Source organism: Flavobacterium sp., assembly GCF_043722275.1.
Classification (GTDB): domain Bacteria; phylum Bacteroidota; class Bacteroidia; order Flavobacteriales; family Flavobacteriaceae; genus Flavobacterium.
In genome coordinates, this window is sequence record NZ_JAYSPC010000007.1 from 57667 (window position 1) to 79968 (window position 22302).

Below are 22302 nucleotides of genomic sequence, written 5' to 3' on the forward strand. Positions count from 1 at the left end.
TGTAAAAAATAAAATTTTAGAAATGAAAATAATTAAAAATATAATGGCGGGAGCATTACTACTTTTTAGTAGTATGCTTTTTGCCCAACAGGAAAGTCTTTTCACCACATATCGTTACCACATGAATGTTGTGAATCCAGCGTATGCAGGAGTTGATGGAGAAACCGTTTTGATGAGTACAATTCGTCAGCAATGGACAGGAATTAAAGATGCTCCGCAAACACAAGCTGTTTCTTTTGGAACATCTGTAGGAAGTAATCTTGGATTGGGTGTTTCTATGGTTTATGATAAAACATTTATCGAAAAACAAACCCAATTAGGAATTGATTTCTCTTATAAAATTCAGGTAGGAGCACTTACAGATTTGTATTTAGGAATAAAAGCAGGAGGTAATTTCTATAATGTAAATACTTCAGGACTTGAAACCTATTCGCCACAATCAGATCCGGCTTTGGCTACGATAAATCAGTTTAATCCAAATGTAGGGATTGGAGCTTTATTAAAAAATGATAAATTTTTCGTATCCCTTTCTGTTCCAAGAATGTTAAATACAGAACGCGCAAAAAATAAAGATGGTTATACGGCTGTTGCTACAGACAAACCTCATGTTTATTTAAGCGGAGGTTATGATTATGATTTTGAAACGGCTACGGCTTTGGTTTTAAAACCTTCATTTATGATGCGTTATGTTAATGGCGCACCACTTTCGGTAGATATTAATGTGATGCTTCAAATTGAGAAATTTCTGGAAATTGGCGGAAGCTACAGAATTGACAAAGCTTATGCAGCAATTGCAGGTTTAAATATTAGCGATCACATGACATTAGGTTATGCTTATGAAACCAATATTGGCAGTATAGTTGCAAGTGCGAAAAACTCTAATGAATTTTTTCTTCGCTTTAAATTTTAATAAATCCCCAATTATATAAAATTTAAGCGAAGTTAGTTTTATTTTTGACTAGTGAAAAAAGAGGACATCTGTACAGATGTCCTCTTTTGATTTTATAGATTTCGGCAATAATCTAAATATTTATCTTTCGCAAAACTTCTTTCGCAACAGCTTTATAAGCCGCCGAATGATCTGCGTAATCTTTGTTCAGGATAATCTGCAATTTAGGATGAATCCAGTCATAATGATTTCCTAAAACATATAAAGTTCGTATCGAATAGGCTTTTGTTGCTACTTTTACATCATTAATCAGCCAGTCAAAAGAAGCTTCAATACAATCCTGCAAATTTTCTTCAGAAAGTAAAATGCAATTCTCGCTTTTCTTATAATGTGATTTAATTAAAAGCTGAACCACTTTTGCAATGGGTCGAATGGAACTTTCATCTTTTAAAATTTTTAAATTCGAACAGAAAAAATCAAGATGAGGTTGCAACCAAATCAGTTCTTCATAAGATACAAATTCTAAAATCCAACATGCTTTATGGTTGTTTTTATCTGATGGAGAAAAGCAAATCGAAACCAATTCATCAAATAAAGAGTGATTTTCCAGAACATCTTGCGCAGCCATTAGTCGGTTTTCTCTGTAGGCATTTACGTAGTCGAGTTTTGTTTGTAAATCAGACACCATTTTTTTTCGGTTTAAGACACATCTAAAATAAATAATTTAATGAAACTGTTCCGTAATAATTCACAGGAAGTCCCGGATAATAATATCTTGGAGATGAGGTTCCCACTGGCAACGCATTTGGTAAAATCAACGATGCATATTTTTCATTAGTAACATTATTTATACCAAATGCAAAATTGGTATTTAAATTTTGAAGAATCTCAAAACGATAACCTGTTTTTAAATTGATTATTTTATAAGAATCCGAATAAGCAGAATTATCATCGTTCAACGGAATTTTATCTGTAAACTGAAAATCGACAGAAAAATAAAGACCCAAACTTGTGTTTAAAATTATTCCAGCATTTATTTTATTTGCAGAAACTCCGGTTAATTTATTTCCCGAAAAATCGTTTCCGCTATCTACAAAATCTTTAAATTCATATTTCCCTAAAGAAGCACCAATAAAAGAATTCAATGTAAAAAAATGATTAATCAGCCAATTGTGTTTTGCCAAAATTTCAATTCCTTCATGAAATGTTTTACCCGCATTTACACCTTCATATTGATCATCGCCAATTCGTTTTGCAACCAATAAATCTTTTATTTCCATTCTGTAAACCGCAAATTCCGTATAGAGATTTTTATTGAAGAAATAGAATTTTCCTCCAACTTCAAAATTATAACCGCTTTCAGGTTTTATATCAGGATTGATATTTCCTGTACTTGTAAGCGTTTCTTCTGTTGCCGGTAATGAAAATCCCCGACTTGCCGAAAAATATAAAGTACGTTCCTCATTCGGCTTAAATAAAAAAGACAATTGTGGCGAAAATATTCCGTCATAACTGTATTTTTCAGTTGAGGTTTTATTCGGAAGAAAGTTCGTCAGCTCAAAATGAGTTTCGTTATAATTTAGTCCTGCCTGGATTTCGAATTCATCAGAAAGTAAAGATCTGATTTGCGTGAAAATATTATAAAAATGCCTTCTCTGATCCGTTTCAGTAATTTGATTTCCTTGTAAACTTCCTTGTCCGTTATTGTTTTTGTACAGATTTTCAAAAGTGTTTCCGTTATAATTATCTGTGAAATATTCGATTCCGGCAATAAATTGATTTTCTGTTTTTGCAATTTTAAAGTTTCCTGAAAACTGAGTTCTTCCTCCGGTTCCAAAAGTATATTGGCGTAAAATATCAAAAGGGCGAGGTTCATTACTATCCTTATAATTAACAAAAACCGAAGTGGAATTATTCAGATGGTCATTAATTTTAAAATCATAAGCCAATCCTGCCAAAGACGATTTGTATTCTTTAAATCCTTTTGAAGCCACCCATGTTGGAGCGCCTAGTTTTGGGTTACTCTCAAAAACTTCCTTACTAATCGAACTCGGAATAAAAGCTTTTAAATAAGTATAATTTGAAAAATAAGTAAGCTTATTGTTTTTCTTCCTGAACAACTCTCCGGCAAGCGTGATTCCTTCTCTATTGTACGCGCTATTTTCTCGCCAGCCATCGGTTTTGAGATTATGATAACTAATATTCAGGCTCGAACTTTTTTCATTTAAAGAATAATTCAGACTATTTTTCAGTAATCCAAAAGAACCAAAAACACTGCTTATACTCGCATTTTGTCCATTTGTTTTAGAAAGTTGAGGTGAAATCAAAATCGCACCGCCCAAACCTGCGCCGTAAATACTCGAAAGCGGGCCTTTGATAACTTCGATCTGACCAATATTTTCCAGATCAATATCGTCGATCACCGTTTCGCTGTTTCCCGAAGTTAGCGGAATACTGCCATAAAAAGCCCTGATTTTATTAGTTCCATACGGCGTTCTTGCACCAATACCACGAATCGAAATTCGGGTTGTGGTAAAATTTGAAGATTGCATAAATACTCCCGGAATCGTATTAATTACCGTTGTAATATCTGTAGCATTATTTTGCAAAAGGTCTTTTTTAGATAAAATCCCTATAGAAGCCGGCGTATTTTGCAATCTATTATTAATATGAAACGGACTAATAACAACTTCATCCAGTTTTTGGGTTTTTACAGAATCAATGGTTTTGTTTTTCTGTTCTTGTGCAATTGTATTTTGGAAAACAAATGCAACGAAAACAAGAAAACAATATTTTTTTAAAATCATAAAAGAGTTTTGTTGAAACATGAAAAAAAATTAACCGAAGCGCTAAGGTTAAACACAATCTTGTCCATTTCGACGAAGGAGAAATCACACTTGGGATTCGACAAAGATTGGCGATTTTGATTGCGGAGTTTCTAGTGTGATTTCTCCTTCGTCGAAATTGACAAAAAGGACATAAACTTATGATTCTATGTGATAATTTGGAATTTGGTCCCGAAGCTTCGGGATTAAATATTGGAATTTAATTTTATTTATTAGCAGTAACCTTCCAAACTGTATTTCCACTATCATCATTTACAAGCAGCGATCCGTCTTGCATAACTGTTACTGCAACCGGACGGCCATAAACTTCGGCTTTGTCAGCATTTGAAATAAAACCAGTTAAAAAATCTTCTGGTTTTCCTGAAGGTTTTCCGTTAGCAAAAGGAACAAATACTACTTTATAACCTGATATTGTAGCGCGATTCCAGGAACCATGTTGTCCAACGAAAACCCCGTTTTTGTATTTTGCAGGAAAAGCTTCTTTATTATAAAAAGCCAATCCTAAAGATGCTGTATGAGAACCAACTGGAACATCAGGAACAATAGCTTTAGCTGCAAGATCTTTGCGCTCGCCTTTCATTCTTGGGTCAGGATTATTTCCGTAGTAAGAATATGGCCAACCATAAAATCCATCCCTTTTTACACTTGTAACATAATCAGGAACTAAATCTTCGCCTAATTCATCACGCTCGTTAACAGCAGTCCAAAGTTCCTTATTTACAGGATTCCAATCCATTCCAACAGGATTTCTAAGTCCTGCGGCATAAATTTTTTCGCCAGTTCCGTCAGGATTAATTTCTAAAATATCCGCACGACGCACTTCTTTGTCCATTCCGTTTTCGCCAACATTACTTCCTGAACCTACAGAAACATATATTTTAGATCCGTCCTGATTTGCAATTATATTTCTCGTCCAGTGATTGTTATATCCGCCAGCCGGAAGTTCAAGGATTTTTGTTCCCTGTGTTTCTAATTTCAACGGATTATTTTTATAAGGATATCGGTATAAACCATCCGTATTTGCAATATAAAAAAAGTCTTTTAGAACAAGCATTCCAAAAGGTTTGTTGAGATCTTTTATAAAAACTTCACGAGTTTCAAATTTCCCGTCTTTATCCTTATCACGAAAAACAGTAATTTGGTTTTTACTCGTTCTTGTTCCGCTTTCAACAACAAAAATATCATTGTTTGGAGCGATATAAGTCCAGCGTGGATTTTCAAGACCGTCTGCAAATTTTGTAACTGTAAAGCCTTGTGGCGCTATAGGCGTTTTTCCTTCTGGCCATTTAATAACTTTACTACTATTTGTTTTAGATTCGGTTGCATATGGAGGCGGTAAAGTCAGATCGCCAATTGCTGTTTTTACAGTAATATTGGGTTGTTTTGCCAGAGTTTCTTTCTCTTCTTTCTTTACCTGTCCGTTACAGGCCGTCATTATAGTTAAAAAGAATATTGAAAATATTTGGGCGGTCGTTTTCATTTGTGTTTTGGGTTAATTATTTATAGAACAACAATTTAGTAAATTATAAAAACTTTTTTAGAAAAAAATTGTAAATATTAAGTGATATTTAACATTCTTAAAAAAATATGTGTCCTCCCTATTTTGATACTTACAGTTTGGTTGTAATTCTGTATCTTTGCCCATTATTTTAAACATAAAAATAATGATACAACTTCACGATAAACAATTTGTTCCGTTTGTTTCGGCTAAAGAAATTGATTTCGCTTTAACTAAAATGGTAGCACAAGTAGAGGATGATTTTGGAGATGATACTCCAATTTTTATTGGCGTTTTGAATGGGGCATTTATGGTAGTTGCTGATTTTTTAAAAAAATATAAAAGTCCTTGCGAAGTTTCATTTATCAAAATGGCATCATACGAAGGAACTGAATCAACAAATACGGTAAAAGAGTTAATAGGAATCAATCAGGATTTGACTGGCAGAACCGTAATCATAATCGAAGATATTATTGATACCGGAAATACGCTTGAAGAATTAAAGCATATGTTTAAAGAACAAAATGTAAAACATTTCAAAGTGGCTACTTTGTTTTTTAAACCGGATGCATATAAAAAAGATATTAAAATAGATTATATCGGAATCAGAATTCCAAATAAATTCATTGTTGGTTACGGATTAGACTACGACGGTTTAGGACGAAATTTGCCCGAAGTTTACAAATTAGCAGAATAATACAAACACACACAACTATATATTCATTTAAAACTTCTTATAAAAAACAGAAGTAACAACACTCACTCATATTATGATTAATATTGTTTTATTTGGAAAGCCGGGAGCAGGAAAAGGAACTCAGGCAGAATTTTTAAAAGAAAAATACAAATTAAATCATCTTTCAACAGGAGATATTTTTCGTTTTAATTTAAAAAATGATACAGATTTAGGTAAAAAAGCAAGAGTTTTTATGGACAATGGAGAATTGGTTCCTTGCGAAGTTACAACAGCAATGTTAATAGACGAGGTAAACAAACATCCTGATACTGATGGTTTTTTGTTCGATGGTTATCCTAGAACTTTAGATCAGGCAATAGCTTTAGATAAATTTTTACCAACAATTGGGTCAAGTGTTACAGCAACAATTGCATTAGAAGCTGATGATGAAATTTTAGTAGCGCGTTTGTTAGAAAGAGGAAAAACAAGTGGAAGAGTTGATGATCAGGACGAAGAAAAAATTCGTGTGAGATATCAGGAATATAATGAAAAAACGGCTCCACTAATTGGATATTATAAAGAACAAAATAAGTTTTATGCCGTAAACGGTATAGGAACTATCGAAGAAATTACAGAACGATTAACGTCAGTTATTGATAATTTGTAGAAGCTTTTTCCAGCTGTACGTGAAATCCCGATAGCTATCGGGAGGCGATGAAATACTGAAGTTGCAAATTATATTAACGAACTATTAAATAACGAATAACCCTCAAATTGGAAATACTAATAATATTTTTTCTAATACTATTAAACGGAGTTTTCTCCATGTCTGAAATTGCCCTCATTTCAGCAAGAAAAAACAGACTTGAAACTGCCGCAAAAAAAGGAAATAAAAGTGCGAAAACTGCCCTTGACTTAGCTAATTCACCAAACAAGTTTTTATCAACTGTACAAATCGGAATTACCTTAATTGGAATTTTGACAGGTATTTATAGTGGTGATAAAATCACAATAGATGTAGAAATGTTTGTTAGCGGATTTGCAGTTTTAAAACCATACGCACATTCAGTTGCAGTTGGGATTGTAGTTGTTATTCTAACATTTTTCTCCTTAGTTTTAGGAGAATTATTGCCAAAACGAATTGGATTAAATTATCCGGAAGCCATTGCAAAAGCGGTTGCATTACCAATGAAAATTGTTTCGATTATTACAGCGCCATTTATTTGGCTGCTTACAACATCAACAGATTTTTTATTGAATGTTTTGCAAATAAAACCTTCGGCTGATGGTAAAGTTACCGAAGAAGAAATTAAAGCAATCATTAAAGAAGGAACCGAAGGCGGAGAAGTTCAGGAAATTGAGCAAGATATCGTGGAGCGCGTTTTTCATATTGGCGACAGAAAAGTGAATTCATTAATGACGCATCGTAAATCTGTAGATATGTTGCCTTTTAATGCTGATAAAGCTAAAATAAAGGAACTTGTTTTAATGGATTTACATACCGTTTATCCGGTTTACAGAGATAATTATGATGATATAGTTGGAATCGTAACCCTGAAAAATATATTTGCAAACATCGAAAGCGATCATTTTGATTTGGGCGCTATTATGATAGATGCTCCTTATTTAATGGAGCAGACAACAGCTTATAAAGCACTTGAAAATTTCAAGAAAACAGGAATCCATTATGCATTAGTATCAGATGAATATGGCGTTTTTCAAGGAATTATTACATTAAATGATATTCTCGAAGCATTAGTTGGCGATGCATCTGATTTTTATAAAGATGAATTTAAATTAGTAGAACGAGAAGATGGTTCGTGGCTGGTTGACGGACATTATTCATTACACGATTTCCTGACTTATTTTGAGTTAGACGAATTGACAAATGATTACGAAGTAAATACCGTAAGCGGAATGATTATGACTGAGCTTTCTCATATCCCGAAAGAAGGCGAAAAATTAATCTGGCAAAAATTTGTGTTAGAAGTCATCGATATGGATGGCGTAAAGATTGATAAAGTGCTGGTGAAAGCGCTAAAAGAGTAAAAATAAAATAGTTTTCAGACTCAGTTTTTAGTCGCAGCTGCACTGAAAATTGAGACTGCGACTGAGAATAAAAATTTGTTTCAGGTTTTATATGTTTCAGGTTTCAAGTTAATTGCATTGCGCCAACTTGAAACCTGAAACTTTAAACTTTAAACTATACATAAACAAAAAGAAAATGACAGAAGGAAATTTTGTAGATTATGTTAAGATATATGTTTCTTCCGGAAAGGGAGGAAAAGGATCTACACATTTACATAGAGAGAAATTTATTGAAAAAGGAGGCCCGGACGGTGGTGATGGTGGTCGAGGTGGACACGTATATTTAGTTGGAAATAAAGGACTTTGGACACTGTTTCATTTAAAGTTTGCACGACATATTAAAGCAGGTCACGGTGGTGACGGAGGTGGAGATCGTAGTACAGGAGCTGATGGTGATGATAAATTTATCGAAGTACCTTTAGGAACTGTTGTAAAAGATAAAGAAACCGGAGAAACCTTATTTGAAATTACCGAAGATGGTGAAAAACAAATTCTTTCGAGAGGAGGAAAAGGCGGATTAGGAAACTGGCATTTTAGAAGTGCAACTAATCAAACACCACGATACGCACAACCAGGTTTACCAGGAGTAGAAATGGATGTTATTTTGGAATTGAAAGTTTTGGCTGATGTTGGTTTAGTAGGTTTTCCTAATGCTGGAAAATCAACTTTATTATCTGTATTAACTTCTGCAAAACCAAAAATTGCTGATTATCCTTTTACAACCCTAAAACCAAACTTAGGAATTGTTGCTTACAGAGATTTTCAATCATTTGTAATTGCAGATATTCCGGGAATTATTGAAGGTGCTGCAGAAGGAAAAGGTCTTGGACATTATTTCCTGCGTCATATTGAGCGTAACTCAACATTGTTATTTTTAGTTCCCGTTGATACGCCGGATATTAAAGGTGAGTATGATATTTTAGTTAATGAGTTGACAAAATACAATCCTGAAATGCTGGACAAAGAACGTTTATTAGTAATTTCTAAATGTGATATGCTGGATGACGAACTTAAAGCCGAATTAAAAGTGGAGCTTGATGTTGCTTTCAAGGATATTCCGTATATGTTTATTTCATCAGTTGCCCAACAAGGTTTAACTGATCTAAAAGATAAACTGTGGAAAATGTTGAACGATTAGAAATAATATTTTAAAATATAGAGAACCCGACAATTAATATTGTCGGGTTTTTGTTTTTGAACGAAAAAAACAAAATTATTTCGGTTTCTAAGTTAGAAACTAAAGAATTATAGTCCGAAATTTTTAGAAACTCCAATTTTAAATGTCTTTCCAAAATCAAATCCAATACGTTCTTGTCTTGGATCATTTTTTCCATCAAGATTATCGTAGCTGATTCCACCAATAGAAAAGTTTAAACCAAATCCTCTTTTCATATTAATAAATAATGCCGGAGTAAGATTTACATACATTCCTTTAGCATTGTTTAGAGAAGTGTTTTGATAACCCGCTCCTAAATCAGTATAAAATGCAAATGTTTCTGAAAGTGGAGTGGAATAACGTACAAAACCTCCAATTTTATAATTTTCAGTTTTTTCAAATCCCTTAACATCAATTGTTCCAATAGCTCCTTCAACTCCCGCTGTCCAGTTGTCTGTGAATTGGTATCCTACTTTTGGAGAAAATTCAAAAGTATTTGATTTCGAATCTCCAATTTTTTCTGAAGCAAATCCAACATTTCCACCTAATAATATCGACCCTTTTTGAGCATGTGTAATAGTTGCAACCAGCAATATTACACCTAGTAATAATCTTTTCATTTCTTTAAATTAAATAATTGAGACAAACATAAATAATTTTATTTGTAAGAAATAATTTATTTTGTAATTTTATTAATGACGGTTTATTTTTACAATTTAGTCATGATATTAGTATATATCTTTTGTTTTGCTTTGAATTTTATGAAATAAGAATTTGCACATATGCATATTATTTATTTTATTTAAAATTATGAATTTCGTAAAACAGTATTAAAATTGGTCGTGTATGTTTTGGTTTTGATGTTCTGAGTTGTTTTTTGTTGCGAAAATGAATTATATTCGCACCACTTAAACAAAATAACATGAAAAAAGTAGTTTTATTCTTGACCATGTGCCTAATGGCTTTTCCTGTAAAAGCTGATGAAGGAATGTGGTTCTTGATGTTTATCGAAAGATTAAACCATAGAGATATGGAAAAAATGGGCTTGCAATTAACAGCCGAAGAAATTTACAGTATCAACCATCATAGTTTAAAAGATGCAATCGTACAATTCAACGGGGGTTGTACTGCTGAAATCGTTTCAAAAGATGGATTAGTTTTAACGAATCACCACTGCGGTTACAATGCAATTGCAGAACTTTCTACAGCAGAACAAAATTATTTAAAAGATGGTTTCTGGGCAAAGGAAAGAACTGCCGAAATGAAACCAAAATCATTATATGTACGTTTCTTTGTTCGTATGGACGATGTTTCTAAAAGAATTTTATCAAAAGTAAATGATACAATGACTGAAACAGAGCGAAATGCAGTTATTCAGCAAGAAATTAATTTGATTGAAAAGGAAAATAACGAAGGTGGAAAATACACCGTTTCTGTTCGTCCTTTCTTTCAGGGAAATGAATATTACTATTTCGTTTATCAGGATTACACAGACGTTCGTTTAGTGGGCACGCCACCTGAAAGTGTTGGTAAATTTGGAGGAGATACAGATAATTGGGAATGGCCTCGTCAAACTGGAGACTTCTCTATGTTTAGAGTTTACGCTGATAAATCGGGAAATCCTGCAACATATTCTAAAGATAATGTGCCTTTACAACCTAAACATTACTTACCTGTAAGTATTAAAGGAGTAAAAGAAAATGATTTTGCGATGATTTTAGGATATCCTGGAAGAACAAACCGTTGGATGCCAGCTGGCGGAATCGAACAAAATATTAAATATGCTTATCCTGCTTGGGTTGAAGGTGCTAAAACCGGAATGGATGTAATGAAAAAGTATATGGATAAAGATGCAACAGTTCGTTTGCAATATGCATCTAAATATGCTTCGACAGCAAATTACTGGAAAAACCGCCAGGGAATGATTGATGCTTTAACAAAAGCAGGAACGGTTGATGTTAAATCTGCACAGGAAGATAAATTCTACGAGTGGGCAAATAAACCTGCTAATAAAGAGAAATACGAAAATGTAATTCCTACTATTAATGATTATTACAGATCGACGAATTTAAAAGCAACTCACGATAATTATTTAAGCCAACTTTTGCGTACTTCTGCTTATGCGTCAGGAACTGCAAATTTAGGAAATGCGTTAATTGCTTACTACAAGGAAAATGATGCTAAAAGAGCAGAAATGTTACCTAAGATCAATACGTTAATTGATAATATTTACGGTGAATTTTATGCTCCGCTTGAAAAAGATGTTTTAACGGCGCAATTGAATTTATATGCTGTAAAAGGAGCTGAATATGGTTTAGCTACGCAAATTGCTAAAATGAAATCAGCAAATAATGGTGATTTTACTGCAGATGTTACAAAAGCAACTGAAACAAGTTATTTCACGACCAAAGAAAAAGTGTTAGCATTTATGGCTGACCCAAAACCTTTGGCAATTGTTCATGATCCTTTGTATATTATCTCTAATGATTTGAATACAAAATATCGTTTTAAAACAGAGGATCAATTGAAATCTGATGATGGTTTTGCAACTGCTTACCGTGAATTAGTAGAAGGTTTAAGAGAATCAAAATTAAATACGATTAAATATCCGGATGCAAACTCAACTTTGAGATTAACTTACGGAAAAGTTCGTGCTTTACCTGCTGACCCTCGTAATGATGCTAAAATAAACAATTATACAACCATGGAAAGTATGGTAAAAAAGTATAAAGCAGGAGATCAGGAATTTGATTTGCCAGCTCGTTTATTAGAGTTAAACAAAGCTAAGGATTATGGGCAATATGCTGATAAAGATGGATACATGCCAGTAAATTTCTTAACGGATAATGATATCACAGGAGGAAACTCAGGTTCACCGGTTCTTAACGGGAAAGGGGAATTAATAGGAATTGCTTTTGATGGAAATATCGAGGCAATGGCTGGAGATGTTATTTTTGATCCTAAATTGCAAAGAACAATTAACGTAGATATTCGTTATGTACTTTGGATTATCGACAAATATGCAGGAGCTAAAAATATTATTGATGAATTGACTATTGTGAAATAATTCAATTTGTACTTATAGTTTAACCCGACAGGTTTTTAAAATCTGTCGGGTTTCTTGTTTTTAATTCTTATTTTTGAGACATGAAAAAACTGCTGTTTCTTTTTTTATTTGTTCCAATTTGTATTTGGTCACAATCGAATTTTGAAAAAGCCGAAAAGTTATTTCATGCAAAAAAGTATGACGAAGCGCAAGTTCTTTTTGAAGGAGTTTTAAAAACAAAACCTTCGGACATAAAAACAATTGAATATTTAGGAGAAATCGCTGCCATTCATAAATCGTGGGTAAAAGGAGCAGAATATTTCAAAAAGCTAAAAGAATTAAAACCTACCGAAGCTGATTATTTTTATAAATATGGAGGCTGTCTTGCAATGAGAGCGATGGAAGTGAATAAACTCAAGGCTTTTACAATGGTTGATGATATGAAACAAGCATTTGAAAAAGCAATTGTCTTAAATCCAAAACACGTTCAGGCAAGATGGGCTTTGATCGAAATTTATTTATTATTACCCGGAATTTTAGGCGGAAGCGAATCTAAAGCACTTTCATATTCGAATGAATTAGCACAATTTTCGCCCGTTGATGGTTATTTATCAAAAGGCAGAATTGACGAATATTTTAAAAGATATGCATCGGCAGAAAAAAATTATATAAAAGCAAACGAAATTGGTAAATCAAAAATCACATTTCAAAAATTATATAATTTATATTTGAACAAATTAAAAGACGCTAAAAAAGCACAGGAATTAAAACGAAAATTTGAGGCATAAATAGTTAGATCTCAAAAACTAAATTCCAAGTATCAATAGGAATTTGGATTAAAAAATTGGAATTTAAATGAGAACACATTTTATCGCAATAGGCGGAAGTGCGATGCACAACTTAGCATTAGCATTACATAACAAAGGATATCACGTAACGGGTAGTGATGATGCTATTTTTGAACCATCAAAATCAAGATTAGAAAAAAAGGGAATTTTACCGGCTGAATTAGGTTGGTTTCCTGAAAAAATTACTGCAGATATTGATGCCATTATTTTAGGAATGCACGCGAAAGCAGATAATCCTGAATTATTGAAAGCACAGGAATTGGGTCTTACCATTTATTCGTATCCTGAATTTTTATACGAACAATCTAAAAATAAAACGCGAGTTGTAATTGGAGGTTCTCACGGAAAAACAACTATTACTTCGATGATTTTGCACGTGATGCATTATCATAATATTGAAGTTGATTATATGGTTGGCGCGCAATTAGAAGGTTTTGATACGATGGTTCATCTTACCGAAGAAAATGATTTTGTTGTTCTTGAAGGTGATGAATACTTATCTTCTCCGATAGACAGACGTCCTAAATTTCATTTATATCAGCCTAATATTGCTTTGATTTCCGGAATTGCATGGGATCATATCAATGTGTTTCCAACTTATGAAAATTATGTTGAGCAATTTGAGATTTTTATCGCTAAAATTACAAATGGCGGAATCCTGGTTTATAATGAAGATGATGCAGAAGTAAAACGTGTTGCAGAAGCGGCTACAAACCCAATTCGTAAACTGGCATATTCTACTCCTAAATATAGCGTAAGCGATGGCGTAACTTTATTAGAAACTCCGGAAGGTGATATGCCGATTGAAGTTTTTGGAGCGCACAATTTAAATAATTTGGCCGGAGCAAAATGGATTTGCCAAAACATGGGCGTTGACGAAGCCGATTTCTATGAAGCAATTGCCAGTTTTAAAGGCGCATCTAAACGATTAGAAAAAATTGCTGAAGGAGAAGGAAAAGTTGCCTATAAAGATTTTGCACATTCGCCAAGTAAAGTGGCTGCAACTACAAAGGCAGTTAAGGAACAATATCCAAACAGAACTTTAGTAGCTTGTTTAGAATTACATACTTATAGTAGCTTGAATGCTGAGTTTTTGAAAGAATATGAAGGAGCGCTGGAATATGCAGATGTTGCCGTTGTATTCTATTCTCCGGATGCTGTAAAAATTAAACAATTAGAAGAAGTGACTTATGAGCAAATTGCTACGGCTTTTAATCGTAAAGACTTAATCATTTATACAAATCCAACGGAATTTAAAGAATATTTATTCAATTTGAATCTTGATAATTCTGCTTTATTATTGATGAGTTCAGGGAATTATGGAGGATTAAACTTTGATGAAGTAAAAGGCTTGATTAATTAGTCAATTTGATAATTTGAGAATAATATAATATGCCAATTGCAGTTTTGTAATTGGCATTTTTTTGATTTTTATTCCCAATATCTATAATGTCCGGTAATTTTGTATTCGAATAAACAATCTTGTAAAACTTGTCCGTTGCCAACATTATGTACGATTAGATTTCGTTTTCCGTCAGAGGTTTTTTTATGTGTTACAATCCCAATGTGTGGAAGTTTGTCATTAATCATCCAGGTTAAAATTTCTCCAGTTTTGTAATCGCTCGGGTTTTCAGTTACGTTTATTTTTTCTCCCTTTCTTTCAAAGAAAATTTCAAGATTTGGTACTCTTCTGTGATCGATATTTGTATCGGTTTTTGTCATTCCCCATTTTTCGAAATTCGGATATTCTGCAAAATGTTCGATCATATCTTCGTGAACTTTCTTTTGTAAATCAATGCCTAATTTTCGATAAGATCGAATAATTACATCTGTGCAAACACCTTTATTTTTCGGAACATCTCCGTTCGGATATTCGATAGAAAAATAAGCAGGATCATAATCTATTGAAGGATCAATTATAGATATAGCTGCGTTTGATAGTTTTTCTGCAAAACTGTTTGTTTTCAAAGGACTATTTTCGGCTAAAACCTTGTCTTTATCTTTTTGATTACAAGAAATAAGTAAAAAGAAGATTACGATTTTAAGTATAGATTTCATTCTGATAAAGATATAAGATGGGTTAATAGTCGTTTCGCTTTTTAAAATTAATTAATTATAAAATAGTAATAACTAAATGACTGATTTTTCTTATTTTTAAATATATTAGCCTTTTAGATATAGCAAAATGAATTCAAAAATAAAGATTGTAAAAACTACTAGTGAAAATCCTGATTTTGTATCGATAATAAAGATATTCGATACTTTTTTATGGGAACGTTATCCGGAACTTAAAACAGCATATTGGGGGAATAATTTAATAGAATTCAACCCGAATGTTATTCTAATATATTTAGACGAAAAGCCAGTTGCAAGTGGTTGTTTTAAAAAATATAATGAAAGTACGGTAGAATTAAAACGCATGTTTGTTTTGCCGGAAGCACGAGGTTTAGGATTGGCTCAATTTGTAATAAAAGAACTTGAAAACGAAGCACTAAATCAAGGTTTTCAATCTATGATTTTAGAAACTTTGTACAAACAAATTGAAGCAATAAGTTTATATCAAAAAGTGGGATTCGAAATTATTGACAATTATGAACCTTATATAGGTTTGACGAATAGTATTTGCATGAGCAAAACAATTAATGCTGTACAATAATGGATGCTACTTATTATCCAATTTCTGAGTGGTCAAAAGAAGATCGTCCGCGTGAAAAATTAATGCTAAAAGGTAAGGAAGCGTTAAGTAATGCTGAATTGATTGCTATTTTAATTGGTTCCGGAAGCCGAAATGAAACATCTGTAGCTCTTAGTAACAGAATTTTAATTCATGCAAAAAATTTGAACGCTTTAGGGAAAATGTCTATCGTACAATTAACTAAATTTAAAGGAATAGGAGAGGCAAAAGCTATTGCAATTGTTGCAGCTTTAGAATTAGGACGCCGTCGAAGATCAGAAGATGCTGCGAAAATGGAAATGATTACCTCCAGCAAAATAGTTTTTGATATTATGCAGCCTATTATTGGTGAATTGTTACACGAAGAATTTTGGGTACTTTTTCTGAATAATTCTAATAAAGTAATTTCAAAATCTCAATTGAGTAAAGGTGGACTCACAGGAACAATTGTAGATGTTCGTCTTGTTTTTAAATTAGCATTCGAATGTGGAGCTACAAGCTTGATTTTGTGCCACAATCATCCGTCAGGAAATTTAGAACCAAGTGATGCGGATAAGCAAATTACAAAGAAAATAAAAATTGCAGGAGATAGTTTAGATGTTAAAGTTTTAGATCATTTGATTATAACTGAAACAAAATATTATAGTTTTGTAGATGAAGGAATTTTTTAGCTTATGAATACCACAATTACCGATGTTTTTTTTGATTTAGATCACACGCTTTGGGATTTTGATAAAAACTCAGAGATGGCTTTTGACAGAATTTTTAAAAGCAGATTCCCTGAAATCAAAATACAGGATTTTATAACCAAATATGCTCCTATAAATCAGGAATGCTGGAAGTTATACCAACACGACAAAATTACACACGTCGAGTTGCGTTACAACAGATTAAAGTTTTCATTTGATGCATTAAATTTCGAAATTTCAGATGAAAATATAAATGAAATCGCAAACGATTATATCGAATTCTTAACCGATAATAATCATCTTTTTGATGGCGCAATTGAGGTTTTAGAATATTTAAAACCAAAATATAAATTGCATATTATTACTAATGGTTTTGCAAACGTTCAGGACAAGAAAATCAATAACGCTTTGTTATCTAGTTATTTTGATACTATAACAAATTCTGAACTCGCTGGCGTAAAAAAGCCAAATAGTATTATCTTTGATTATGCCATAAATGTTGCCAAAGCTCAAAAACATACCAGTATAATGATTGGCGATTGTCTTGATGCAGATGTCAACGGCGCTTTGAATGCTGGTTTAGACGCTATTTTTTTTAATGATAAAAAAATTGAAGCTCCAAAAAATATAAAACAGGTAAACCATTTATTAGAACTTAAAAAATATTTATAATTATGAGAATTAAATTTTTGTTGATTGCGCTTCTTATTTCGGTTGTTGGATTTTCGCAAACAGTTAATGATTACAAAGGTGTTATTGTGCCATTAAAATACGATTTTCTGAAATCAGAAAACCAATATAGAATGTCTACAATGACCAAATCGAATTTAATCAAAGCCGGATTTCAGGCTTTTTATGGTAATGAAGAACTTCCCGCAGGTTTTGGTGATCGTTGTGATCTTTTATATGTTGACGTAAAAAAAGACAATGGTTTTTTGATCACTAAACTTTTTATTGAATTTAAAGATTGCTATGGTAAAGTAATCTATACTTCGGATATGGGGAAAAGTAAAGAAAAAGATTATGAAGTTGCTTATAGAGAGTCTCTTGATTTAGCTTTTGTTTCGGTAAACGCTTTGCATTATAAATATAATGGTAAAGCTTTAGGTTCAGCAAAATCATCAAGTACTGCGGCTCCATTAACTCCGCAAGCTCAGGTTGTAACAATGACAGCAATTGCTGCTCCCGTTGCAGACATGAAAGACCCTAATTTATTATATGCTCAGCCTACAGAAAACGGATATCAGTTAATTGATAAAACGCCTAAAGTTGTAATGAAGTTGTTGAAAACATCACGTCCGGATTCGTTTATTGCAATAAAAGATGGTGTTCAGGGATCGTTAAATGCAAAAGACAATCAATGGTTTTTTGAATATTATAAAAATGACCAATTAGTTTCTGAAAAAGTTTCAGTAAAATTCTAAATAAAATAAGGTTTTAATAACCATATTTATCTTTCCAACGGTTCTTTAAAAATTCGCGGTTGCTGTTCTCTCTTGAATTGCTTCCCGGATTATAAAGAACCGTTTCTTTTATGGCATCCGGTAAAAATTCCTGTTCTGCAAAATTATTCGCGTAATCGTGTGAATATTTATACTCGTCGCCATAACCTAATTCTTTCATCAGTTTTGTAGGAGCATTTCTTAAATGAATAGGAACAGGCAAATCGCCGGTTTGTTTTACCAGTTGTTGTGCATTTCCAATTGCCATATACGATGCATTGCTTTTTGGCGAAGTTGCGAGGTAAATAGCACATTGGCTCAATATGATCCGACTTTCAGGATAACCAATAGTTGTTACCGCCTGAAACGTATTATTTGCCATTATAAATGCCGTAGGATTTGCGTTTCCTATATCTTCACTGGATAAAATAAGCATTCTGCGAGCGATAAATTTCACATCTTCGCCACCTTCAATCATTCTTGCCAGCCAATAAACAGCACCGTTGGGATCACTACCACGAATAGATTTTATAAATGCCGAAACAATATCATAATGCTGTTCGCCACTTTTGTCATACAAAACAGTATTTTGCTGAACTAATTCAAAAATGCGATCATTTGTAATTATTACTTCATCGTCAGCAGAAGCATTTACAACAAGTTCAAAAATATTGAGTAGTTTTCTTCCATCTCCGCCTGAAAGTCTCAGTAAAGCTTCCGTTTCCTTTAGTATAATATTTTTTGACGCTAAATAGCTGTCTTTTTTCATTGCACGATGAAGCAAAGCTTCAAGATCTGCTTTTGTAAAAGCATTTAAAATATAAACCTGGCAACGTGACAATAATGCAGGAATAACTTCAAAGCTTGGATTTTCTGTAGTTGCGCCAATAAGTGTAATCCAGCCTTTTTCAACAGCAGCCAAAAGGGAATCTTGTTGTGATTTGCTAAACCTGTGAATCTCATCAATAAATAAAATAGGATTTTTAGCCGTAAACAATCCGCCGCTTTGTTTGGCTTTCTCAATTACGTCACGAATATCCTTAACGCCTGAATTAATGGCGCTCAATATATAAAACGGACGTTTAGATTCCTGAGCAATAATCTGGGCCAAAGTTGTTTTCCCCGTTCCCGGAGGTCCCCAAAAGATTAGCGAAGGAATAAGTCCTTTCGAAATTTGTTGCGTTAACGAGCCGTTTGGTCCAACCAAATGACTTTGACTAATGTAATCTTCTAATTGCTGTGGGCGAATACGCTCTGCTAAAGGTGCTTCCATTTTGTAAAATTACTATTTTTCAATTTATATCTCTATTTTTAGGAGCTATTTCCTGCTATTCGCTATATCTTTTTCTGTCTGAAAAAGCCAGAAAAAGGATGCCGCTTCTATCAGGGCTATAATCGTGTTCATGAATATTCTCGTTAGCTGACAAATTATCAGTAAATTGTAATTGGATAGTTTTTTGATGTTGTGTTTTTAACTTTATTCCAAAACAATGAATGATAACTACTTTAAATTTTCAAATGCCGTTATTGGTCTTCCCGTTTTTTTTGTTCTTTTTTTGTGGATTATTTATTGGGTTCAAATTCGATTTGATTTTGATTTTTATCAAAACGGTATTTATCCTCGTGACTTTTCAGGTTTGCAAGGTGTTTTGTTTAGTCCATTTATTCATGAAAACTTGGATCATTTATATAATAACTCCATTCCGCTTTTAGTATTATTGTCAGCTATGCAATTTTTTTATCCAAAACAAACTCTTGCTGTAATTGGCTTTGGAATTTTGTTTTCAGGATTAATAACCTGGATTATTGGGCGTGAAAATTATCATATTGGCGCCAGCGGATTAATTTATGTTTTAGTGAGTTTTATTTTTTTTAAAGGAATCCAAACTGGATATTATCGTTTGGTAGCACTTTCGTTATCAGTAATTTTATTATATGGAGGAATGATTTGGTATGTTTTTCCAGACGTTGATAAAACAATTTCCTGGGAAGGACATTTGGCGGGTTTTATTACAGGATTTGGATTGTCATTATTTTACAAAACACCGGAATATGCAAAACCCATTGTTTACGAATGGCAAAAACCAGATTTTAATCCGGATCAGGATGCATTCATGAAACATTTTGACGAAAACGGAAATTTTGTAAATGCAGAAGTTCCAGACGATGAACTGGAAGTTTTATCGACTTATTATAATTCAAATTTCTCAGTTAATTATACTGTAACAAAAAGAGAATCAGATGATGAATTATAACTCAGGGATATTGGATTGATTTAAAAAGACTATTTTTGTTTGTATTCTAATTTCAATCAATTTGTTATGAGAAAAATAAACTTACTTATTGTTGTTATATCATTTGCTTTCATCTCAAAAACAGAAGCTCAATGTGAAGTTAAAAATAGGGTACAGGCAGATGGTACAATGATGTACTATTTTGAACCGGCTGATTTTTATATCACAAAATCAAAATCGCTAAAAATAAATATTGTAACAGACAAAGAACATTATTTTGTGGCTTTGCAGCCTTCACCATTTCCGTCTAAAAAAGAAGGTAAAAAAATCAAAGATGATTTAATTATTCACTTATCAAATAAGCAAGAATATAAGCTGACTCATTACGACACGCAATACAGGAATAATGATTCGATTATGCAGGTTCTTTATTTAATGGATCAAAAAGATATTGATGCTTTTTCTAAGTTTGAAGCAGTAGTTGCCGAAATTAATATGAAAGGAACAGAATTTGTTCGTGATTATAATTTCAAATTACATAAAGATGCTATAATGGAACAGTTGAAATGTTTTTTAAAAAAGGAAGAAAACTAATTTTAATCTTCGGCTTTTGAATTATCATGAAGATGTGATAATTTTTTTTCAATATTTTTAAAAAGATTATTAAATGTAATGGTAAGAGAAGCCGCATTTACAATTTGATTTTGTTCGTCCCTGGGTAAATATTCATTTGCATAAGTTAATTCAACCTGAACATCATCTGTAAATAAATAACCTGCGCCAATATTTAATCTGTTCCGATCAAAGAAACTAAGTCCAGTTACTTTTGTTCCGGATTTAAAAAATAGTTCATCCGAAGCTATTCCGTAAACAACTCCTTCGCGTAGTATTTTGCTATTGATGGGTTTTATGTACTTTATTTGCTGGCGATAACGAAGAACGTTTTCGTAATTATCTTGTCCGTTTCTCATGTGTCGCAATTCCACTCTCATTCTGGTGCTTAAAGTGTATCCTGTTTTATGAAAATAGTATATTCCCTGAAGCGCAAATCTCCATTCCGGAGATTTAAATTGACCAATTTCCGGTACATCTTTATTGTCGTAGTAAGCAACAAAAGTTGAAAGTTTCCAGCGTGGAGATAAATAATAATGTCCCCAGCCCCTAAATGATTTTTGAATGTTTGACTCAAAAATATTCGAAGAAGTTGTAGTGCTGCTGTAAGATGAGCCCAGATCTAATTCAGCAGACCATTTTTCATTTAATGTTCTGCTAAATTGTATTTCATTCCAGGATTGTCCGTAGGTTGTTGTTTGCCCATAGCTTAAATTTGTAATTATTGAAATTACAAATAAACAATAAGCTTTATATAAGAATATGTTATGAGTAAATTTTGAAGACATTCATGATAGATTTATTTGTCATTCGTAATCTCATTCTCAATGATATTTAACTTCTTTGGCGAACAGCTTCATATAAAAAAGCTCCACAAGCTACCGAAACGTTTAAAGATCCAATTGATCCAAACATTGGCAATTTTGCTTTCTCATCAACAATTTTAAGCACCGAAGGATTGATTCCTCTATCCTCTGATCCCATGATAATAGCCACAGGTTCGTTTAATGCTATATCATAAATGTTCTGATCGGTTTTTTCAGTTGCAGCAACCGTTTTGATTCCTGATCCCTGAAGATAGAAAATTGCATCTTTAATATGCTCAACTTTACAAATAGGCACATTAAATACTGCTCCTGCAGATGTTTTAACCGTGTCACCATTTACTGGTGCCGATCCTGCTTTTTGTACAATGATTCCGTTTACGCCTGTACATTCTGCTGTTCTTATAATTGCGCCAAAATTTCGCGCATCAGAAATCTGATCTAATATTAAAAATAATGGTTTTGTGCCAGACGCAATAGTCGATTCAACTAAATGTTCTAAATCTATAAATCCAATAGGGGAGATTGTTGCAACTGCTCCCTGGTGATTATTTGGTGTTAATCTGTTTAATTTTTCAACAGGTACATAAGAAAAATTAATGTTAGCGCGTTTCATCACTTTCATTAAATCTTTCATTAATTCTCCAGAAATTTCCTTTTGTATAAATACTTTATCAACCTCTTTTCCTGCTTGAATTGCTTCTATAATGGCTCTAATTCCAAAAATTTGATGTTCTTTTTCCATGGGACAAATATAGGTATAATGTTTATATAAAAAAA

At 32.8% G+C, this 22302-nt stretch carries 21 protein-coding genes; 13 read left to right on the forward strand and 8 right to left on the reverse strand.

Annotated elements, in window-relative coordinates; genetic code table 11:
- Positions 1–22: 22 nt before the first annotated feature.
- Entirely contained in the window at positions 23–910 is an 888-nt protein-coding gene (locus tag ACHZDT_RS00950; RefSeq protein ID WP_394772789.1) for a type IX secretion system membrane protein PorP/SprF, read from the forward strand.
- Between the two features lie 112 nt (positions 911–1022).
- Here ACHZDT_RS00950 and ACHZDT_RS00955 read toward each other — a convergent pair whose 3' ends face one another.
- From ACHZDT_RS00955 to ACHZDT_RS00965, 3 genes are all read right to left on the reverse strand, one after another.
- Positions 1023–1577: a hypothetical protein gene (locus tag ACHZDT_RS00955; RefSeq protein WP_394772790.1), complete on the reverse strand. Its 555-nt coding sequence runs from the start codon at positions 1575–1577 to the stop codon at positions 1023–1025.
- 22 nt (positions 1578–1599) lie between these two features.
- The gene (locus ACHZDT_RS00960; RefSeq protein ID WP_394772791.1) at positions 1600–3696 is read right to left on the reverse strand and encodes a TonB-dependent receptor; all 2097 of its coding nucleotides are present in this window, start codon (positions 3694–3696) and stop codon (positions 1600–1602) included.
- A gap of 244 nt (positions 3697–3940) precedes the next feature.
- Positions 3941–5215 carry a PQQ-dependent sugar dehydrogenase gene (locus tag ACHZDT_RS00965; protein WP_394772792.1) on the reverse strand — a complete coding sequence of 425 codons (1275 nt, stop codon included), beginning with the start codon at positions 5213–5215 and terminating at the stop codon, positions 3941–3943.
- Positions 5216–5399: 184 nt separating this feature from the next.
- Between ACHZDT_RS00965 and hpt the strand changes: the two genes are divergently transcribed.
- From hpt to obgE, 4 genes are all read left to right on the forward strand, one after another.
- Positions 5400–5930, forward strand: a complete 531-nt coding sequence (hpt, locus tag ACHZDT_RS00970; RefSeq protein WP_394772793.1) for a hypoxanthine phosphoribosyltransferase — start codon at positions 5400–5402, stop codon at positions 5928–5930.
- Positions 5931–6003: 73 nt separating this feature from the next.
- Positions 6004–6576: an adenylate kinase gene (locus ACHZDT_RS00975; RefSeq protein ID WP_394772794.1), complete on the forward strand. Its 573-nt coding sequence runs from the start codon at positions 6004–6006 to the stop codon at positions 6574–6576.
- Positions 6577–6683: 107 nt separating this feature from the next.
- Entirely contained in the window at positions 6684–7958 is a 1275-nt protein-coding gene (locus ACHZDT_RS00980) for a hemolysin family protein (RefSeq protein WP_394772795.1), read from the forward strand.
- Positions 7959–8133: 175 nt separating this feature from the next.
- On the forward strand, positions 8134–9135 hold the full coding sequence (gene obgE / locus ACHZDT_RS00985; RefSeq protein WP_394772796.1) for a GTPase ObgE: 1002 nt from the start codon (positions 8134–8136) through the stop codon (positions 9133–9135).
- A gap of 107 nt (positions 9136–9242) precedes the next feature.
- On the opposite strand, the gene ACHZDT_RS00990 is transcribed toward obgE, so the two are convergent.
- Positions 9243–9773: a porin family protein gene (locus tag ACHZDT_RS00990; protein WP_394772797.1), complete on the reverse strand. Its 531-nt coding sequence runs from the start codon at positions 9771–9773 to the stop codon at positions 9243–9245.
- A 302-nt stretch (positions 9774–10075) separates the two neighbouring features.
- Here ACHZDT_RS00990 and ACHZDT_RS00995 point away from each other — a divergent pair, with 302 nt between their 5' ends.
- Together ACHZDT_RS00995 and murC are read left to right on the forward strand one after the other, a co-directional pair.
- Complete coding sequence (locus tag ACHZDT_RS00995; protein ID WP_394772798.1) at positions 10076–12220, forward strand: S46 family peptidase; 2145 nt, start codon at positions 10076–10078, stop codon at positions 12218–12220.
- Positions 12221–13054: 834 nt separating this feature from the next.
- Positions 13055–14410: a UDP-N-acetylmuramate--L-alanine ligase gene (murC, locus tag ACHZDT_RS01000; RefSeq protein WP_394772799.1), complete on the forward strand. Its 1356-nt coding sequence runs from the start codon at positions 13055–13057 to the stop codon at positions 14408–14410.
- A 68-nt stretch (positions 14411–14478) separates the two neighbouring features.
- Here the strand turns inward: murC and ACHZDT_RS01005 are convergent, their stop codons facing one another.
- Entirely contained in the window at positions 14479–15105 is a 627-nt protein-coding gene (locus tag ACHZDT_RS01005; RefSeq protein ID WP_394772800.1) for a DUF1287 domain-containing protein, read from the reverse strand.
- A gap of 127 nt (positions 15106–15232) precedes the next feature.
- On the opposite strand from ACHZDT_RS01005, the gene ACHZDT_RS01010 reads away from it, so the two are divergent.
- Genes ACHZDT_RS01010 through ACHZDT_RS01025 form a run of 4 tightly spaced genes read left to right on the forward strand, consistent with a single transcriptional unit; the run spans position 15233 to position 17834 of the window.
- Positions 15233–15703 carry a GNAT family N-acetyltransferase gene (locus ACHZDT_RS01010; RefSeq protein WP_394772801.1) on the forward strand — a complete coding sequence of 157 codons (471 nt, stop codon included), beginning with the start codon at positions 15233–15235 and terminating at the stop codon, positions 15701–15703.
- A complete protein-coding gene (gene radC / locus ACHZDT_RS01015) occupies positions 15703–16392 on the forward strand; it encodes a DNA repair protein RadC (RefSeq protein ID WP_394772802.1) in 690 nt (229 codons plus the stop codon). Before ACHZDT_RS01010 ends, radC begins: the two co-directional genes overlap by 1 nt.
- 3 nt (positions 16393–16395) lie before the next feature.
- Positions 16396–17082 carry a YjjG family noncanonical pyrimidine nucleotidase gene (locus ACHZDT_RS01020; RefSeq protein ID WP_394772803.1) on the forward strand — a complete coding sequence of 229 codons (687 nt, stop codon included), beginning with the start codon at positions 16396–16398 and terminating at the stop codon, positions 17080–17082.
- 2 nt (positions 17083–17084) lie between these two features.
- Complete coding sequence (locus tag ACHZDT_RS01025; protein WP_394772804.1) at positions 17085–17834, forward strand: hypothetical protein; 750 nt, start codon at positions 17085–17087, stop codon at positions 17832–17834.
- Between the two features lie 13 nt (positions 17835–17847).
- Here the strand turns inward: ACHZDT_RS01025 and ACHZDT_RS01030 are convergent, their stop codons facing one another.
- A complete protein-coding gene (locus tag ACHZDT_RS01030; protein ID WP_394772805.1) occupies positions 17848–19125 on the reverse strand; it encodes a replication-associated recombination protein A in 1278 nt (425 codons plus the stop codon).
- Positions 19126–19342: 217 nt separating this feature from the next.
- Here ACHZDT_RS01030 and ACHZDT_RS01035 point away from each other — a divergent pair, with 217 nt between their 5' ends.
- On the forward strand, positions 19343–20107 hold the full coding sequence (locus ACHZDT_RS01035; protein WP_394772806.1) for a rhomboid family intramembrane serine protease: 765 nt from the start codon (positions 19343–19345) through the stop codon (positions 20105–20107).
- 66 nt (positions 20108–20173) lie between these two features.
- On the forward strand, positions 20174–20680 hold the full coding sequence (locus ACHZDT_RS01040; RefSeq protein WP_394772807.1) for a hypothetical protein: 507 nt from the start codon (positions 20174–20176) through the stop codon (positions 20678–20680).
- A 2-nt stretch (positions 20681–20682) separates the two neighbouring features.
- Here ACHZDT_RS01040 and ACHZDT_RS01045 read toward each other — a convergent pair whose 3' ends face one another.
- Both ACHZDT_RS01045 and rlmB read right to left on the reverse strand, forming a co-directional pair.
- Positions 20683–21486 (reverse strand): DUF2490 domain-containing protein, encoded by an 804-nt coding sequence (locus ACHZDT_RS01045; RefSeq protein WP_394772808.1) that lies wholly within the window; start codon positions 21484–21486, stop codon positions 20683–20685.
- A gap of 46 nt (positions 21487–21532) precedes the next feature.
- A complete protein-coding gene (gene rlmB, locus ACHZDT_RS01050) occupies positions 21533–22267 on the reverse strand; it encodes a 23S rRNA (guanosine(2251)-2'-O)-methyltransferase RlmB (RefSeq protein ID WP_394772809.1) in 735 nt (244 codons plus the stop codon).
- Between the last annotated feature and the right edge of the window lie 35 nt (positions 22268–22302).

Bases quoted from the DNA above. Each gene is read 5' to 3' on its own strand.
- ACHZDT_RS00995 (WP_394772798.1), top strand. From the start codon at position 10,076: ATGAAAAAAGTAGTTTTATTCTTGACCATGTGCCTAATGGCTTTTCCT.
- ACHZDT_RS01025 (WP_394772804.1), top strand. From the start codon at position 17,085: ATGAGAATTAAATTTTTGTTGATTGCGCTTCTTATTTCGGTTGTTGGA.
- ACHZDT_RS00975 (WP_394772794.1), top strand. From the start codon at position 6,004: ATGATTAATATTGTTTTATTTGGAAAGCCGGGAGCAGGAAAAGGAACT.
- ACHZDT_RS00960 (WP_394772791.1), bottom strand. From the start codon at position 3,696: ATGATTTTAAAAAAATATTGTTTTCTTGTTTTCGTTGCATTTGTTTTC.
- ACHZDT_RS01035 (WP_394772806.1), top strand. From the start codon at position 19,343: ATGAATGATAACTACTTTAAATTTTCAAATGCCGTTATTGGTCTTCCC.
- rlmB (WP_394772809.1), bottom strand. From the start codon at position 22,267: ATGGAAAAAGAACATCAAATTTTTGGAATTAGAGCCATTATAGAAGCA.
- ACHZDT_RS01005 (WP_394772800.1), bottom strand. From the start codon at position 15,105: ATGAAATCTATACTTAAAATCGTAATCTTCTTTTTACTTATTTCTTGT.
- hpt (WP_394772793.1), top strand. From the start codon at position 5,400: ATGATACAACTTCACGATAAACAATTTGTTCCGTTTGTTTCGGCTAAA.
- ACHZDT_RS00990 (WP_394772797.1), bottom strand. From the start codon at position 9,773: ATGAAAAGATTATTACTAGGTGTAATATTGCTGGTTGCAACTATTACA.
- radC (WP_394772802.1), top strand. From the start codon at position 15,703: ATGGATGCTACTTATTATCCAATTTCTGAGTGGTCAAAAGAAGATCGT.
- ACHZDT_RS00950 (WP_394772789.1), top strand. From the start codon at position 23: ATGAAAATAATTAAAAATATAATGGCGGGAGCATTACTACTTTTTAGT.
- ACHZDT_RS00965 (WP_394772792.1), bottom strand. From the start codon at position 5,215: ATGAAAACGACCGCCCAAATATTTTCAATATTCTTTTTAACTATAATG.
- ACHZDT_RS01010 (WP_394772801.1), top strand. From the start codon at position 15,233: ATGAATTCAAAAATAAAGATTGTAAAAACTACTAGTGAAAATCCTGAT.
- ACHZDT_RS00955 (WP_394772790.1), bottom strand. From the start codon at position 1,577: ATGGTGTCTGATTTACAAACAAAACTCGACTACGTAAATGCCTACAGA.
- ACHZDT_RS01030 (WP_394772805.1), bottom strand. From the start codon at position 19,125: ATGGAAGCACCTTTAGCAGAGCGTATTCGCCCACAGCAATTAGAAGAT.
- ACHZDT_RS01040 (WP_394772807.1), top strand. From the start codon at position 20,174: ATGAGAAAAATAAACTTACTTATTGTTGTTATATCATTTGCTTTCATC.
- ACHZDT_RS01020 (WP_394772803.1), top strand. From the start codon at position 16,396: ATGAATACCACAATTACCGATGTTTTTTTTGATTTAGATCACACGCTT.
- obgE (WP_394772796.1), top strand. From the start codon at position 8,134: ATGACAGAAGGAAATTTTGTAGATTATGTTAAGATATATGTTTCTTCC.
- murC (WP_394772799.1), top strand. From the start codon at position 13,055: ATGAGAACACATTTTATCGCAATAGGCGGAAGTGCGATGCACAACTTA.
- ACHZDT_RS01045 (WP_394772808.1), bottom strand. From the start codon at position 21,486: ATGTCTTCAAAATTTACTCATAACATATTCTTATATAAAGCTTATTGT.